Genomic DNA, 14,694 nt, shown 5'->3' with positions numbered 1-14,694 from the left:
CATGCACGTTCCTAAGCTGTTTCCGGCAAGTTAACAGCTTAACAGGCACATCAAAAAACGGTCATCCCCGCTTATTTTCTATAAAACGGAAACGACCAGAGCAAACACAAAGACGAAAATAACAAAAAGCGCAAACACGCCTGTTTTAGTCAAGCCGGCCCACGCCAACTTCAGTTCGGACAGCAATGCCTGCTTCACATCATCCGAAGCAAGAATTTTTTTACACCGTCCGCGAAATGTTTGCATTTCCTCCAGAGCCTCCTGCTCGGCGATAATCTCGGCAATTTTCGAGTAAAAACTGCCGCATTCCGGGCATTTTACATCACGGTCATTACGCTGATGACCGCATACTGAACATTGATTCACACATCCTCCACAAAGATCATTTCTTCAGAATTCCTCAAACCGGTACGGCTCCATCTGAATGGACTCAACTCTCCGCCCCAGCATAGTACAAATCCCGTTATAGCGTTCATTCCCGGTTGAAGAAAACTCAAACACAAACGTCCGTTGCAACCTCATTTTCCCTGCTTGGTCCCTTTTCAACCGGACGCCGTTTAAGGCGACATACTCATCCAGCATTTGCACGTCCAAATTCAGGCAATGCGCCCTGACTGCTTTCAGCGCCAGTTCTTTGACCAGCTGCCCGTTAAACCAGTACAGGTATCCGACCAGCAGTAAAGCGATTAGAATGAGATCGTCCAGCATAACCATGACCGCGCGTTGTTAAAGTAAGCCCGCTCTATTGTACTAAGATTTGCCGGCAAACTCTCAAGGAGAAAAGCATGGAGCTTCCAATCACCGGCGGCTGCCTTTGCGGCGCAGTCCGCTATGCAATATCCGCCGACCCCATCGGCGGCTTCAACTGTCATTGCCGAACCTGCCAAAAAGCGATTGGAGCACCCTATTTTGCAGGTATGTTTGTTCCGGCCTCAGCCTTGACCATAACCGGCGCCTATAAAGAATATGCCACGATTGCAGCCAGCGGCAACACGGTTTATCGCGGCTTTTGCCCTGAATGCGGAACCCCGCTATTCGGCAGAAACAGCACCTTTACCGACATCAGGCCGGTCGCAGCCGCAACCCTTGACGATCCCGGCATTTTTCAGCCGCAAAAAGATATATGGGTGGCAGACGCCCAGTCATGGGACACTATGAATCCCGATTTGCCGAAATTTGCCGGCAATCCCTGGCATTAACGCCATTACCTACCTTGGAGAAACTTATGAATTCAGGAAAATTGAGCACCATCGAGATACAGCCTGAATCAGAACACCGATATTCGGTGATATGGCTGCATGGACTAGGCGCGGATGGTCATGATTTTGAAGGACTGGTTCCCGAGCTGCATTTAGCCGCGCAAGAAAATATCCATTTCATTTTCCCCAATGCGCCTATTCAGCCCGTCACTGTCAATGGCGGAATGTCCATGCGCTCCTGGTACGACATTCTGGAGATGTCGCCGCAACGCAAAATCAATATTGACGATGTCTATCAATCGGCCGACTTGATTGAACCGCTGATCCAGCGGGAGATCGACAAGGGCATCCGATCGCCCCATATTTTACTGGCGGGATTTTCCCAAGGCGGAGTCATTGCGCTTCATGCCGGACTAAAATGCCGGACTAAATTGGCCGGGATTATTGCGCTGTCGACTTATTTGCCGACCATCGAACAGTTAAAAACAGAACGCTCCGCCGCCAATAACGCCATGCCGATATTTATGGGCCACGGCGTCCTCGATCCCGTCATGGCGATCGAGGACGGAAAAGCCGCGTTCGATGCATTAAAATCGATGGGTTACAGCATCGAATGGCATGATTACCTGATAGCGCATAATCTTTGTATTGAAGAGATACAACACCTTTCAGTGTTTATTAATTCAATTTTCAAATCACAGTGAGAAGCCATGAAGACACGATTTTTCTTCGCGCCGTCATGGTGACGGGTAATTAACCCCGCTTGATATGCTGCGGCGGTATATCGCGTTTTGTTGCGCCGGTATAAAGCTGCCTTGGCCGCCCTATTTTTTGTTCCGGGTCCGCGATCATTTCATCCCAATGGGAAATCCAGCCCACGGTTCGCCCCATCGCAAACATCGCGGTAAACATATTGGTCGGTATGCCTAAGGCATGCAGCACGATGCCGGAATAATAATCGACGTTCGGATAGAGCTTTTTCTCGATGAAGTACTCGTCTTCAAGCGCAATACGCTCCAATTCCAAAGCCAGTTTAAATATTTTGTCGTCATGCAGGCCGAGTTCCGTCAGCACTTCATGACAGGTTTCTCGCATCAGTTTGGCGCGCGGGTCATAGTTCTTATAAACCCGATGACCGAACCCCATCAGCCTGAACGAATCGTTTTTATCCTTGGCCTTGTTGATAAACTTAGTGATATTCGAAACATCGCCAATTTCCTCCAACATGTTCAGCACGGCTTCATTAGCGCCGCCATGAGCGGCCCCCCACAGGCATGCGATCCCGGCAGTAATGCAAGCATAGGGATTCGCGCCGCTGGAACCCGCCAAACGTACCGTTGAAGTCGAGGCATTTTGTTCATGATCAGCATGCAGGATCAAAATTCTGTCCAGCGCTTTGACCAGCACCGGGTTGGGCACGAAGTCGTCGCAAGGCGTACCCAACATCATCCGCATAAAGTTTTCAACGTAGCTCAACTTATTTTGCGGATACATAAACGGCAGGCCGGTACTGTATTTATGACACATCGCCACGATGGTCGGTACTTTGGCGATCAGACGGATCGCGCTGATGTCACGATCTCTTTTCGATTTAATGTCCAACGCGTCATGATAGAACGCTGACAATGCGCCAACGACAGCCACCATAATCGCCATCGGATGCGCATCGCGGCGAAAGCCTTTAAAAAAATTGGTCAGCTGGTCATGCACCATCGTGTGCATGGTGATGGTGCCTTCGAACTGCTGCATTTCATCAGGCGTGGGCAATTCGCCATTCAGCAGCAGATAGCAAACTTCCAAAAAAGTGCAATGCTCCGCAAGCTGCTCGATAGGATAACCGCGATACAGCAGCACCCCTTTTTCGCCGTCTATGTACGTTATCGATGAACTGCAACTGGCCGTCGAAGTAAAACCGGGGTCATAGGTAAACATGCCGGTCTTCTGGTACAGCGTTTGGATGTCGACTACATCGGGGCCAATAGTTCCAGATAAAATAGGCAACTCACATAAAGACTGAGTTTTCTCATTTAAGGTAGCAGTGCGCAGTTTAGTCATGGTTTTTCTCAGTTTTGAACATAGTCCGTAGCGTCATCAACAGGCTTGGCATCGGGAAAACTCCAGATATACCAAGCCGATTGAATGATTGATCCCGGCCAGTATTTTAAAGAACAAGCTAATTAAACCGAAACAACCTTGTCTATGGTCTGTTTTGCCAGTTCAGTCACCCTAGCCCAGTTTTTTGATTTTACCACATCCGCAGGCACCAGCCATGATCCGCCTACGCAGGCAACATTGCTTAACTGCAAGTAACTGTTGTAATTTTCCGGCGAAATGCCGCCCGTCGGACAAAACGTCACCTTCGGGACAGGCCCTGCGATAGATTTCAGCATCGGTATGCCGCCCGCCGCTTCGGCCGGAAAGAATTTGAAATGATCCAGCCCGTACTCCATCCCCAGCATCAGCTCCGACAGCGTCGCTATGCCGGGTATCAATGCGATATTTCCGTCGTTGGCGGCGGCTAAAAGCTTCGGTGTTAGTCCCGGGCTAATCGCAAAAACGGCCCCGGCCTCTTCCGCCGCTCTTAATTGTTCCGGCGTGGTAATGGTGCCTGCGCCGACAATCGCGTCCTTGACTTCCCGGCTGATCAGCCTGATCGCATCAAGCGCTATCGGAGTGCGCAGGGTTATTTCCAATACTTTAATGCCGCCTGCAACCAAGGCTTGCGCCAGAGGAACCGCATCTTCCAGGTTCTGGATGACCATTACAGGCATCACCGGACCGGCGTTTAAAACTTCAGCAGGTTGAATTTTCCAGTTATTTTTAGTCATTGTCTTACCTTATTTTTATAGTTATTAATCGGCAACAAACAGATTGCAGGCGCCGGTTTCGGCTGAAGACGCACCCTGCCGGAAACCGCCGAACAATTCCCGGCCCATGCCGAAATGGTGGCCTTTGGCGCTGTTGGCGTCAGGAATGCGGGCAGCGAATTCAGCCGCATCCACCTTTACGTTGACTTCGCCGGTTTGGGTATTCAGGTAAATGACGTCGCCGGTACGCACTTTCGCCAACGGGCCGCCTTCCTCGCACTCGGGACACATGTGGATGGCTGAGGGGACTTTACCCGAAGCGCCGGACATCCGTCCGTCGGTCACCAGCGCCACCTTGAAGCCTTTATCCTGCAACACGCCCAAAGGCGGCGTCAGTTTGTGCAGTTCGGGCATGCCGTTGGATTTCGGCCCCTGGAAGCGGAGCACCACGATAACATCCTTCTCCAATTCGCCGCGCTTGAAGGCCGCGACCACGTCGTCCTGATCATCGAACACCATCGCAGGCGCTTCAACGATCTGGTGTTTTTCCGCGACCGCAGACACTTTCGATACGCCGCGCCCCAAATTGCCGTGCATTACATGCAAGCCGCCGCCGGCTGCAAAAGGTTTGGCGACCGTGCTGATCACGTCCGCGTCCAAAGAAGCTTCGGGGCAAGGCTCCCAGACCAACTTGCCGTCAACCAGCTTGGGTTCCTGATGATAATGGCTCATGCCGCGTTGGTCTGCTACGGTCAGAATGTCCTCATGCAGCAGGCCGTTCTTTAACAGTTCGGCAATCAGCACTCCCATACCGCCTGCGGCCTGGAAGTGATTGATGTCCGCCTGGCCGTTCGGGTAAATGCGGGTCAGCAACGGCACTGCCCTGGACAGCTTATCAAAATCATCCCAGTTGATAATAACGCCTGCCGCGCGCGCAATCGCGACCAGATGGATCGTGTGATTGGTCGAACCGCCGGTAGCCAGTAAACCGACAATCGCATTCACAATCGCTTTTTCATCGATCATGTGTCCAATCGGACGAAAGTCATCGCCCAGCGCGGTAAATTTCAACACCTGTCTGGCCGCGGCTCCGGTCAGTTCATCGCGCAATGGCGTATAAGGGTTGATGAACGAACTGCCGGGCAGATGCAGCCCCATAATCTCAACCATCATCTGGTTGCTGTTCGCGGTGCCGTAAAACGTACAGGTACCGGCGCTGTGATAGGACGCGGATTCGGACTCCAGCAGTTCTTTACGCCCTATTTTACCTTCGGCGTAAAGCTGGCGGATGCGTACTTTTTCTTTATTGGCCAGACCGCTGGGCATAGGTCCTGCCGGTACGAACACGGCGGGCAAGTGACCGAAACTCAGCGCGCCGATCAGCAGTCCCGGCACAATCTTGTCGCAGACGCCCAAATACAGCGCGCCGTCAAACATGTTGTGACTTAAACCGATCGCCGTAGCCATCGCAATCACGTCACGGCTGAACAACGACAGCTCCATGCCGGGACGGCCTTGGGTGACGCCGTCGCACATCGCCGGTACGCCCGCAGCAAACTGGGCGACGCCGCCGGCTTCCTTGATGGCGGCCTTGATCAGCGCAGGCGCGTCTTTGTACGGTTCATGCGCCGACAGCATGTCATTATAAGAAGAGATAATCGCAATATTGGCTTTTTTATGCCCGGTTAAATCGACTTTTTCTCCGGCTCCGCAAGCGGCGAAAGCATGAGCCAAATTGCCGCAGGCAAGCTCGGCGCGGTGCGGCTCCTGTTTTACAGCCGCATCGACACGCGCCAGATAGGCGGCGCGCGTTTCGCGGCTGCGCTCGATAATTTCGTTAGTCACTTTTTCTAATACAGGATGCATAGTGGTTCCTTTAATAATCTGAACGGTCAATTTTCGGTTTAATCCGGGCCAAGTTAAATGGGTTCATCTTCCCAGGCCCTTTCGTCCCTCGCAATTAACTTGTCGGCAGCCTTAGGCCCCCAAGTACCGGCAGGATAGGGGGCTGGTATAGCATCCAAATGCGCCCAGGCATCCTGTATCGAATCGATCCATGTCCAGGCCTGCTCAATCTCCTCGCGGCTAAGAAATAGCGTGGGATTGCCGCGCATCGCTTCAAGCACCAATTTTTCATAACCGCCGAAAATCTTGCTGTTTTTGAAGGTATCGGAAAAACTCAAGTCCAGCTTGGTTTTTTGCAATTTAATATTTTCATCGATACCCGGTATTTTGTTGAGTATCTGAATTTCCACACCTTCATTCGGCTGCAAGTGAATGATCAGCTTATTCGACGGCAAATCGGCAAAGCTGTCTTTAAAAATGTTATGCGGCTGCTGCTTAAAATTAACGACGATTTCAGTGCGTTTATATTTCATGCGTTTTCCGGTACGCAGGTAAAACGGCACGCCGGCCCAGCGCCAATTATCAATGGCCACTTTCAAGGCGACGAAACTCTCAGTGGTGCTTTCAGTATTAGCGCCCTCCTCTTCAAGATAGCCCGGCACCGGCTTACCGTTGATCTCCCCCGCCGTATACTGTCCACGAACGGTTTTTTGTTTGACGTTTTCCGGGGTAATGGGACGTAGCGCGGACAGCACTTTTATTTTTTCATTGCGTATGCTTTGCGCTTCCAGATTAATCGGCGGCTCCATCGCCACAAAGGTCAGAATCTGCAACAAATGGTTTTGCAGCATGTCGCGCAGCTGGCCGGTTTTGTCGAAATAATCCCAGCGTCCTTCAATACCGACTTCTTCCGCGACGGTAATCTGAATATGATCGATGGTATTGTGATTCCAGTTGGTCGTAAAAATGGAATTGGCGAAGCGTAACGCCAATAAATTGAGCACCGTTTCCTTACCCAAATAATGGTCGATGCGGTAGACCTGCTTTTCGCTGAACACCTCGGCAACCGCGTCATTAATGTCTTTTGAAGATTTAAGATCGTGCCCTATCGGTTTTTCCATGACCATGCGCGATTCTTCATTCAAAACCCCGCACTTAGCCAGTCCCTGACAAATATTGGTGAATAAAAAAGGTGCCACCGCGAAGTAATTGACCATCACCCTGGACTGTCCATCAATGACAGTATTCAGCAATTGGTATTGATCCAGTTGGGTTAAATCTATTTTCAGGTAGGAAAACCGTGCCGAAAACCTTGCCCATACCTGTTCATCAATTGCTTCGTTTAAAAACTCCCGCAAACTTTTATGGATGATCCCGACAAATCCCGAACTGTCATTCTCGTGTTGATCTATCCCTATGATGCGAGTGTCGGCTTCAATCAAACCGGCTTTTTCAAGCCGAAACAATGAAACAAGCAGCTTGCGGCGGGATAAATCGCCCAAAGCGCCAAAGATAACCAGATCACAAGGTTTGAATGCTGTTTTTTCGTTCATGGATGCGTTGTTGAATAAAGAGTTATAACCGGCATCAGACCGGCAATTTATAGATAGAAAGCTTATTTTTTATTATCGCAGAATTTACTACACGGTGCAGTTCTGGATGCATTCTTGTATCGAATCGATATTTAATTGACAGCTATCTTGAGCTTCTTTTATAGTATTGATCCGCTACTATACAAAAAGAAGATATTTGCTCGTCACCCTTGCCTCCGCGCCTACACGCGGAAGCTCAAGCGCCGAGAATTCAAAATATCCGGGTGAAGTAGCATAGAGGAGGCCTCAAGGAGAAATCAGTTCCAACGTTGATATTACTTTTTACATCAATCTTGGCGCTTATCCATTGATGATTTAACAGACAAGAAGGTATAACAAATGAACGAAGAAGCACAAACAAAAGACAAATTCTGGTTTTATGTCGGCGGCACCGTATTGGCTTTGTTGGTGACCATTGCAATGGTCAAGCAAAGCGAAACCGAAAAATTCGCGCCGATCAAACAACAGCTGGAGGAAGAGGCTGCCCAGATGAATATACGCGTCTTGAGCGGCGGAGAATAATACCCTGCCACGAGAACAACTGAAAATCGTTCTCGTCAAGCTCAACGCAAACACACGCTACTTAAAATGATAACCAGGAGAGAACCATGAGACTTAATTTACTATGCCTTTCGATGGCATTAGCTTTTTTTTCAGGAACCGCGTCTTCGACAGAATATATTTATCGGGACCTGATGGCTAACACGCTGCCTTCGCCGGGCTGCGCCGCAGAGTCCGAGGCCAAGGAAACGGCGGCAAAACCTTACAACATCACCCGATTCTCCAAGACATTTTGCCAAACGCAAGGTTACGGCTGGCATGTCGAAGCCGTGAAGGATGAAGGCAAGGCTACCTGCACACCCTGCACCGGCGCCAACCAAGGAAAAAGCCAGTGCCACCTGGAGGATGTGATTGTTACCTGCAAACGCATCAAACCCGGTTCGGTCGGCATGCTGCCGGGAAAAGGTTAATCGCATCGCGTGAGCAAGGGATACGGCCTTCTTGCTCACGCTTTCCAGCCCCGCATCAGCCAATTCATCACTTTCTTCCGCGTTGGCGCATCGCGATACCGTGGGGAACAGGGGAGGTTATGAATTACTTCACCAACTCCATCAGCTTGCCGTAACTGTCTACCACACCATACTTGACTTGCTCGGAAGTGATTTTGCCAAAAAACTTCCTCGCACAATCGATTCTGCATTGTTCGAGTTTCCTCAACTCCATCGACGACATCGAACCTTTAGTTTCGGCGATAAAATAGATGTGCTTGACCGTGCCTTCTTTAAATGAAATAGCCCAGTCCGGATTGTAATCGCCCACGGGGGTAGGAATAAAAAACCCCTTCGGCAACTTGGCATAAACAACCACTTCTTCGCTGATGTCGAGTTCGTTGACGAATGCGCGCTCAATCTTGGAATCGGTAAATACATAATCGTAAATATGGCGATTCAGTTTATCCCCGGCCTTGCTTAAATCCAGCATCCGTTTTTCCTGGGTAAAAATATCAAGACTATGGGTTCCGGCAATCGTGTCATAAGCCAGATGCTCGACGATGACGGTAGCTTTCTGCTCATTAATCAGTCGCGTAGCTTTGGCAATAAAATCTTCCGGGTTGGTTGGGTATTGGTTGAACGTATCCGGCTGTATTCCCTGAAGAATACCGGCAATGGTTCGGCGGGTAAGATTCGACTCTTGCGCCAATTTGCCGATAAGGTCGTATTTAACCGTGGAACGGATAGAGTCCTTATCCGACGCCGTTATTGACTCCATCACCTTGAACGACTCTCCTTGTTTGACTTCATCATAAACAGCTTCGTTCTTTTGTTCGCCGCGTTGGACGGTGTATTGCAAGGGGCTTACATGCAACTCCTTATCCAGCTCAAGCACACATTTATCAATCAGTTCCGGCGTTGCAAAATCGACGGTATAGACAGCCTTACGGTTGATTCGCCGCCAAAGCGCCTTGAATTCTTTCTTGTCGAAATTGGCGTTGAGCGGGTTGATTCTGCTGTTGCGATCATTACCAATGGGCGGCAATTGGGCATCGCTGAACACGCTGTCAATCAGCTCGAACACTTGCTCGGCATAAACCGCCAATTCCGGCGGCAATGCGGCAAGCCGCCCTTCCTTCTTGGCGTCGTGATAAGTTAAGGTAATTTTATCGCCGTCATCGGTGTAATCGTTCTTCAGCAAATATTTATAAATTTGCTTGGCAAGTTGCGCCGTAACTTCCACATCCCCAGCCGCCGTTTTAAGCACTTTGCCGGTAAAATATTTTTCATCCGCGATGCGGGGACGCGCTGACAGCGACTCGCTAATATCGCGTTGCAGGCCGGTGACGAATTCCGTGTAACTCTCGCCGGTCACGACGGTCAGCACATTCACCTGATGCACGGTTGCCGGGTTATCCATGCGTTCGCCGAACTGGTTGACCGAAAGCCGCATGCCGCGCCCGACTTCCTGGCGGCGCGAGATGGTATTGTCGCTATGCTTCAAAGTGCAGATAACGAACACATTCGGATTATCCCAACCCTCGCGCAGCGCGGAATGGGAAAAAATAAAGCGCACCGGCTCGCTCAGCGACAACAAGCGTTCCTTGTCTTTCAAAATCAGATCGTAAGCGTCCACATCATCGGTTTCAGTAGACTTTTTCCCGGTCGCCGGATCGACCAAGCGCTTGCTCTTTTTATCGATTGAAAAATAACCCTGATGGGTTCGGGCAGCCCCGATACCGCGCAGGTAATCATTGTAGGGATTGTCGTCGGGCGTCAGTACCTCATCCAAATAACGGCTGTATTCCTGCTCGAACATTTGCGCGTATTCACCGGAGCTTTCCCCGCTTTCGTCGTAGCACCGATACTTGGCTACCGTATCGATAAAAAACAGCGTAAGCACCTTAACGCCCTGATGAAACAGCGCCTGCTCTTTTTCAAAATGGGCTTTAACGGCTTCGCGGATTTGGATGCGCCGCAACGTGGATTCGTTAACATCCCCGACAGCCTCGCCTGCCGTCAACTCCACGCCATTGGTAAAGCTAAGGGTATCGGTATATGCATTAATATCCGCAACCACGAAGCCTTTATATTGATCCAGCTTGGACAGCTCGAACAGATTATCGCCTTTGCCGAGCTTGCGCAGCACCCGTTTAATGCCGGTGTTTTGCTTGATTTCCAGCTCGACGCGACCGACCGGCGCTTTGGCCGTCGAAACTTCAATACTATCCAGATATAAATAAGCGTTGGCGCCGCTCAGATTTTTGACCGAAATCCCGCGCACCGATATTTTTTTCACCAGTTTCTGGTTATAAGCGTCCAGCGCATCGAGACGATGGATTTTATTGTGCTCGGTTTTGTGGGTCGCGGAGTAGCGCAAAATCATCAGCGGATTAAAGCCCTTCAGCGATTCCAGCGTTTTCGCCCCTTCCATCTTTTGCGGCTCGTCCAGAATCAAAATCGGGTTATTCGCCGCTATCACATCAATCGGCTTACGCGACTGGAAATCGTCCAACTCCTCATAAATACGGCGATTATCCTTGCCGGTCGCATTAAACGCCTGCACGTTGATGACCATCACATTGATACCGGCGTCGGACGAAAAGCTTTCCAGGTTATGCAATTGCTTGGAGTTATAGATAAAAAACCGGGCGCGCTTGCCGTAGTCTTCCAAAAAATGCTCGGCGGTGATCTCCAGCGATTTATACACGCCTTCGCGGATCGCGATACTCGGCACCACCACGATAAACTTGCTCCAGCCGTAGCGCTTGTTCAACTCGAACACCGTCTTGATATAGCAATAAGTCTTGCCGGTGCCGGTTTCCATCTCAACATCCAGGTTTACCGGGCAAATCTTGCCGCCGGCCAGCGCCGTGGACAGCGGCAGGTTTTGGCGGCGTTGCACGTTGTGGATATTGTCCAGAATACACGGCGGCGTCAGCGCAAGCTTGTTATTGCAAAAACCGTTGCCATCCAGCAGGCTTTGCTGCGCCCCCGGTTTAACGCGGCCCGGATCGACGCGGTATTGAATTCCGCCGGTTAATGACTGCCCGGCAAAGCAATCCGCCACGGCTTCGACGGCGTGGGTTTGGTAGGCTTGGTGTTTAAATTTGAGTTTCATTATTGCCTGTTACGGGAATTTCTTATAAAAGCTTTCTCTGCCACCCACGCGTAAAAACTGTATTACCCCATTCTCGTAATAAATACCGATGCGATAGCGGTAATCGAATTTAATTCGGTAAAAGCCGGCAAAACCGGATAATTCTTCCACATCGCTCAAGTCTGTCAGGTTTTCAATTCGGCCGGCTTCAAGTAAAACTTGTTGAATTTTTGCCAAGATGCGTTTGTCGGTGATTTTTTGTGTGTCCTTTACAAAACGTTTGCTGATTTCAATATTCATTGCGGCAAGCTTTGTATGAATGCCTGTGCTTCTTGATCATTGAGAAACTCGTTCTCGTCTTTAGCCTGCTTGCAAGCAAGATAAAGACCAAGATCTTCCAATTGTTGAGGTTTTTTTTGCAACAATTCCTCAAGAAATGCCTGCTGAACTTCATTAGGTAGCGTTTCATACAATGCGTACAGACTATGTGCGGTATTGGCTTGTTGTGAATTCATACGGGTTCTCCTAATCATCTGCCAAGCTTTTGTTAAAAAATGCCGGTATCGAATTGCTTAATGATGGCTTTTAGTTCATTGACGGTTATGTCCGACTGTTCAGATTTTGAATAAATAGTGACTAACACAATATTTGCCGCTGTTTTTAAATAATAAATGATCCGATAACCCGCACTTTTACCTTTCCGGTTATCACTGTTTTTGACTCTGAGCTTATAAATAACGTACCCGCTATGCTGAATCCTATCGCCCAATAATTCGCCTTGTTGCAAACCCTGAATAATGGGCTCTATATCTTGGCGGATAGAGGGGTATTTTTTGACGAGCTGCCGAATATTGCGCTTAAATTCAAGCGTATAATCAACATTAATGCTCATTCATATCCCACAGGGTTTCAATAGGCCGGGTCTCCCCCGTTAACGCCTCCTTAAAGCCTTGTTTAAAACTTTCTTCAGCCGTATTTAAACTGATACTCTCTCTAAAGGTATGAATAATATTAAACAAAGCCGGTAAATATTCAGGCGGCATTTGTTTGATTTCCTGGTCTATTTTTTCAACATAAGAAATACTCATTATTTTCACCCTATTTTTTAGTTTCAGTTAAAGCGATTTTATTTCAGTTTGCGGCGAAACGAGCCTGAAGATTTGCTCGATGTTGATCTTCACGCTGTCGCCGGCAAAACCTGAGTCTTGGAATACTACACGCAAGGGATGACGGGCGGCGAGTTCCTTGACGAAGGCCTCGTTAATATCGGCATCGAAACAGGCGGCCAGCGCGTTGCCGTCGACAAACCACACGGTCTTACCGGCGATAGTTTCCTGAGCGATAGGCCGCGTCAAATCCACGCCCCAGTCCAGCAGCACCTGGAACAACAAATCTTCGGCGCTGCGGTCTTCGCGGATATTGTCGACATGGTCGATCAGGTCGCTTTGCCGCACCGCATCGGGCGTGTAGTAAACGTCCTTCATATTGGAGCTGTCGATTTTCAGTACGCGGAAGCCGATGTCGAGGTCTGCTATGCCTTCCTTGCCTGCGTTGTCCTGCCTGATTTTTTGCCCGGCGCGGCGGATGCGTTCCTTGCCGATTTCGGCGATGGTTGGGTAGCCCGCTTTGTAGGCTTCGCTTTTTTCGTCGCAGGCTTCGGGCAGTTGCACCATGATGAACTTGCGCTTGCCGGGCTGTGCCGAGCCTGTCGAAGCATCTTCGGCGTTGAGGGCCATGACGGCGTGGGCGGTGGTTGCTGAGCCGGAGAAGAAATCGAGAATAATGTCATTATTCTCAGCCTTAGTTGATAACTCAAGCATTCTTTTAATTAGCCGAGTTGGCTTTGGAGTATCGAAAATTTTCGGGAATGCCAATAAATCAGAAACTTGCTTAGAAGCTTCTTCATTGCTTCCTACTTCCTCCATATCCCAAAGTGAAGGAACGACTTGTCCATCTGATTCAGATAGAAAATTTTTTATACGAGGAACATTATCTCCTAACAATCCAAACCAGATTCGATTGTCACTTCGAAGTTGCTTAAATGTTGCCTCAGCGAGTCCCCAAGAGCGTCCTTCTGGCGGTGTGACTCTCCGACCGCTTGGTAGTAAAACCTCAAAAAATTGATCTTTGGTAGCCCTCCCAATCATTCCTGTCATATCTACCGACGCCCAAAGCCCTCGAGGATCGTTATCTGGATTTGTAAATGAGGCACGACGCTTATCACTCAAAGGCATTTTACCTATAGCTTTTTTAGGATCATCTCCATACTTCACGTAACATAAAATCGTATCGTGTATGCTTCCAATTGTTGAGCGGGCATCAGGTGAAGACCTTTTTTTCCAACATATATTTGATAGAAAATTATCCTCCCCAAAAACCTCATCACACAACCGCTTGAGATTCGCCTGCTCATTGTCATCAATTGAAATAAAAATTACCCCGTCGTCCCGCAACAGGTTCCGCGCCAGCTTCAAACGCGGATACATCATGCTCAGCCAGTCGGAATGGAAGCGGCCATTGGTTTCGGTGTTGGCGACCATGCGCTGCCCGGCTTCGTCTTTCTGGTTGGAGCGCTGGAAATAACTTTGGGTGTCTTCGCTAAAATCGTCGTCGTAGATGAATTCCTTGCCGGTGTTGTACGGCGGGTCGATGTAAATCATCTTGACCTTGCCCAGATAGGTTTCCTGCAACAGTTTCAGCGCATCGAGGTTGTCGCCTTCGATAAACAGGTTTTGCGTGCTGTCGAAATCCACGCTTTCTTCCCGGCAAGGCCGCAGGGTTTTGGCGATCGGCGCGTTGGCGGTCAATAAGGCCTCGCGCTTGCCCGGCCAGTTGAGCTGGTAACGCTCTTGCGGCCCTTCAACCACCGATGTGGAAAGCTCTTGCCGCAGTTGGTCGAAGTCGATAGCTTGCTTCAGCGTTCCATCGTTCTGGCGGGTCTCGGTCACGCAATTGGGGAACAGCTCGGCCAGTTTGGCAATGTTTTCTTGGGTAAAATCGGGGCTGTGCAGCTTGAGTTTTTCCATGTTTTTTAGCTTAAGTTTGTTTTTGTGGGTAAGGCTTCGCCACGGCGCACCGCTACGCTGCTCCTGCATAATCCACCGGGGAACATGCATAAATTAATTTAAGTAATCACCATGAAGCGCATGAAGGACATGA

16 protein-coding genes are annotated in these 14,694 nt (G+C 49.6%); 4 read left to right on the top strand and 12 right to left on the bottom strand.

Annotated features, from left to right (window positions below; all coding sequences use genetic code 11):
* Positions 1-78 precede the first annotated feature (78 nt).
* The gene (locus V3O24_RS07420) at positions 79-366 is read right to left on the bottom strand and encodes a hypothetical protein (RefSeq protein WP_104421960.1); all 288 of its coding nucleotides are present in this window, start codon (positions 364-366) and stop codon (positions 79-81) included.
* 24 nt (positions 367-390) lie between these two features.
* Positions 391-708, bottom strand: a complete 318-nt coding sequence (locus V3O24_RS07415) for a DUF3301 domain-containing protein (protein ID WP_331306762.1) — start codon at positions 706-708, stop codon at positions 391-393.
* 77 nt (positions 709-785) lie between these two features.
* Between V3O24_RS07415 and V3O24_RS07410 the strand changes: the two genes are divergently transcribed.
* Entirely contained in the window at positions 786-1,199 is a 414-nt protein-coding gene (locus V3O24_RS07410; protein ID WP_331306761.1) for a GFA family protein, read from the top strand.
* A 26-nt stretch (positions 1,200-1,225) separates the two neighbouring features.
* Positions 1,226-1,903, top strand: coding sequence for an alpha/beta fold hydrolase (locus tag V3O24_RS07405; protein WP_331306760.1), 678 nt, complete (start codon positions 1,226-1,228; stop codon positions 1,901-1,903).
* 49 nt (positions 1,904-1,952) lie between these two features.
* Here the strand turns inward: V3O24_RS07405 and gltA are convergent, their stop codons facing one another.
* From gltA to zwf, 4 genes are all read right to left on the bottom strand, one after another.
* Positions 1,953-3,254: a citrate synthase gene (gene gltA / locus V3O24_RS07400; RefSeq protein WP_331306759.1), complete on the bottom strand. Its 1,302-nt coding sequence runs from the start codon at positions 3,252-3,254 to the stop codon at positions 1,953-1,955.
* Positions 3,255-3,376: 122 nt separating this feature from the next.
* Positions 3,377-4,027 (bottom strand): bifunctional 4-hydroxy-2-oxoglutarate aldolase/2-dehydro-3-deoxy-phosphogluconate aldolase, encoded by a 651-nt coding sequence (locus V3O24_RS07395; RefSeq protein ID WP_104421965.1) that lies wholly within the window; start codon positions 4,025-4,027, stop codon positions 3,377-3,379.
* A gap of 24 nt (positions 4,028-4,051) precedes the next feature.
* Positions 4,052-5,872 (bottom strand): phosphogluconate dehydratase, encoded by a 1,821-nt coding sequence (edd, locus tag V3O24_RS07390; RefSeq protein WP_331306758.1) that lies wholly within the window; start codon positions 5,870-5,872, stop codon positions 4,052-4,054.
* 53 nt (positions 5,873-5,925) lie between these two features.
* Complete coding sequence (gene zwf, locus V3O24_RS07385) at positions 5,926-7,404, bottom strand: glucose-6-phosphate dehydrogenase (protein WP_331306757.1); 1,479 nt, start codon at positions 7,402-7,404, stop codon at positions 5,926-5,928.
* A 378-nt stretch (positions 7,405-7,782) separates the two neighbouring features.
* Between zwf and V3O24_RS07380 the strand changes: the two genes are divergently transcribed.
* Together V3O24_RS07380 and V3O24_RS07375 are read left to right on the top strand one after the other, a co-directional pair.
* Complete coding sequence (locus tag V3O24_RS07380) at positions 7,783-7,965, top strand: hypothetical protein (RefSeq protein WP_104421968.1); 183 nt, start codon at positions 7,783-7,785, stop codon at positions 7,963-7,965.
* An 86-nt stretch (positions 7,966-8,051) separates the two neighbouring features.
* Positions 8,052-8,414: a hypothetical protein gene (locus V3O24_RS07375; RefSeq protein ID WP_331306756.1), complete on the top strand. Its 363-nt coding sequence runs from the start codon at positions 8,052-8,054 to the stop codon at positions 8,412-8,414.
* A 124-nt stretch (positions 8,415-8,538) separates the two neighbouring features.
* Here V3O24_RS07375 and V3O24_RS07370 read toward each other — a convergent pair whose 3' ends face one another.
* From V3O24_RS07370 to V3O24_RS07345, 6 genes are read right to left on the bottom strand one after another with little or no spacing between them, the layout of a single operon-like run.
* Positions 8,539-11,556 carry a DEAD/DEAH box helicase family protein gene (locus V3O24_RS07370; RefSeq protein WP_331306755.1) on the bottom strand — a complete coding sequence of 1,006 codons (3,018 nt, stop codon included), beginning with the start codon at positions 11,554-11,556 and terminating at the stop codon, positions 8,539-8,541.
* A gap of 9 nt (positions 11,557-11,565) precedes the next feature.
* Positions 11,566-11,835 (bottom strand): hypothetical protein, encoded by a 270-nt coding sequence (locus tag V3O24_RS07365; RefSeq protein WP_331306754.1) that lies wholly within the window; start codon positions 11,833-11,835, stop codon positions 11,566-11,568.
* Positions 11,832-12,050, bottom strand: coding sequence for a hypothetical protein (locus tag V3O24_RS07360; RefSeq protein WP_331306753.1), 219 nt, complete (start codon positions 12,048-12,050; stop codon positions 11,832-11,834). Before V3O24_RS07360 ends, V3O24_RS07365 begins: the two co-directional genes overlap by 4 nt.
* A 32-nt stretch (positions 12,051-12,082) precedes the next feature.
* Positions 12,083-12,427 (bottom strand): type II toxin-antitoxin system RelE/ParE family toxin, encoded by a 345-nt coding sequence (locus tag V3O24_RS07355; RefSeq protein WP_331306752.1) that lies wholly within the window; start codon positions 12,425-12,427, stop codon positions 12,083-12,085.
* Positions 12,417-12,623, bottom strand: a complete 207-nt coding sequence (locus V3O24_RS07350; protein WP_331306751.1) for a hypothetical protein — start codon at positions 12,621-12,623, stop codon at positions 12,417-12,419. Before V3O24_RS07350 ends, V3O24_RS07355 begins: the two co-directional genes overlap by 11 nt.
* Positions 12,624-12,650: 27 nt before the next feature.
* Positions 12,651-14,561, bottom strand: coding sequence for a site-specific DNA-methyltransferase (locus V3O24_RS07345; RefSeq protein ID WP_331306750.1), 1,911 nt, complete (start codon positions 14,559-14,561; stop codon positions 12,651-12,653).
* Positions 14,562-14,694 lie beyond the last annotated feature (133 nt).

Origin of the sequence: Methylobacter sp. Wu8 (assembly GCF_036440755.1) — a bacterium.
GTDB classification, from domain to species: Bacteria; Pseudomonadota; Gammaproteobacteria; order Methylococcales; family Methylomonadaceae; genus Methylobacter_A; species Methylobacter_A tundripaludum_A.
This window is presented reverse-complemented; position numbering and strand designations above follow the sequence as displayed.

Bases quoted from the DNA above. Each gene is read 5' to 3' on its own strand.
- V3O24_RS07375 (WP_331306756.1), top strand. From the start codon at position 8,052: ATGAGACTTAATTTACTATGCCTTTCGATGGCATTAGCTTTTTTTTCA.
- V3O24_RS07360 (WP_331306753.1), bottom strand. From the start codon at position 12,050: ATGAATTCACAACAAGCCAATACCGCACATAGTCTGTACGCATTGTAT.
- V3O24_RS07405 (WP_331306760.1), top strand. From the start codon at position 1,226: ATGAATTCAGGAAAATTGAGCACCATCGAGATACAGCCTGAATCAGAA.
- V3O24_RS07350 (WP_331306751.1), bottom strand. From the start codon at position 12,623: ATGAGTATTTCTTATGTTGAAAAAATAGACCAGGAAATCAAACAAATG.
- V3O24_RS07395 (WP_104421965.1), bottom strand. From the start codon at position 4,027: ATGACTAAAAATAACTGGAAAATTCAACCTGCTGAAGTTTTAAACGCC.
- V3O24_RS07355 (WP_331306752.1), bottom strand. From the start codon at position 12,427: ATGAGCATTAATGTTGATTATACGCTTGAATTTAAGCGCAATATTCGG.
- zwf (WP_331306757.1), bottom strand. From the start codon at position 7,404: ATGAACGAAAAAACAGCATTCAAACCTTGTGATCTGGTTATCTTTGGC.
- V3O24_RS07410 (WP_331306761.1), top strand. From the start codon at position 786: ATGGAGCTTCCAATCACCGGCGGCTGCCTTTGCGGCGCAGTCCGCTAT.
- gltA (WP_331306759.1), bottom strand. From the start codon at position 3,254: ATGACTAAACTGCGCACTGCTACCTTAAATGAGAAAACTCAGTCTTTA.
- V3O24_RS07365 (WP_331306754.1), bottom strand. From the start codon at position 11,835: ATGAATATTGAAATCAGCAAACGTTTTGTAAAGGACACACAAAAAATC.
- V3O24_RS07370 (WP_331306755.1), bottom strand. From the start codon at position 11,556: ATGAAACTCAAATTTAAACACCAAGCCTACCAAACCCACGCCGTCGAA.
- V3O24_RS07380 (WP_104421968.1), top strand. From the start codon at position 7,783: ATGAACGAAGAAGCACAAACAAAAGACAAATTCTGGTTTTATGTCGGC.
- edd (WP_331306758.1), bottom strand. From the start codon at position 5,872: ATGCATCCTGTATTAGAAAAAGTGACTAACGAAATTATCGAGCGCAGC.
- V3O24_RS07345 (WP_331306750.1), bottom strand. From the start codon at position 14,561: ATGGAAAAACTCAAGCTGCACAGCCCCGATTTTACCCAAGAAAACATT.
- V3O24_RS07415 (WP_331306762.1), bottom strand. From the start codon at position 708: ATGCTGGACGATCTCATTCTAATCGCTTTACTGCTGGTCGGATACCTG.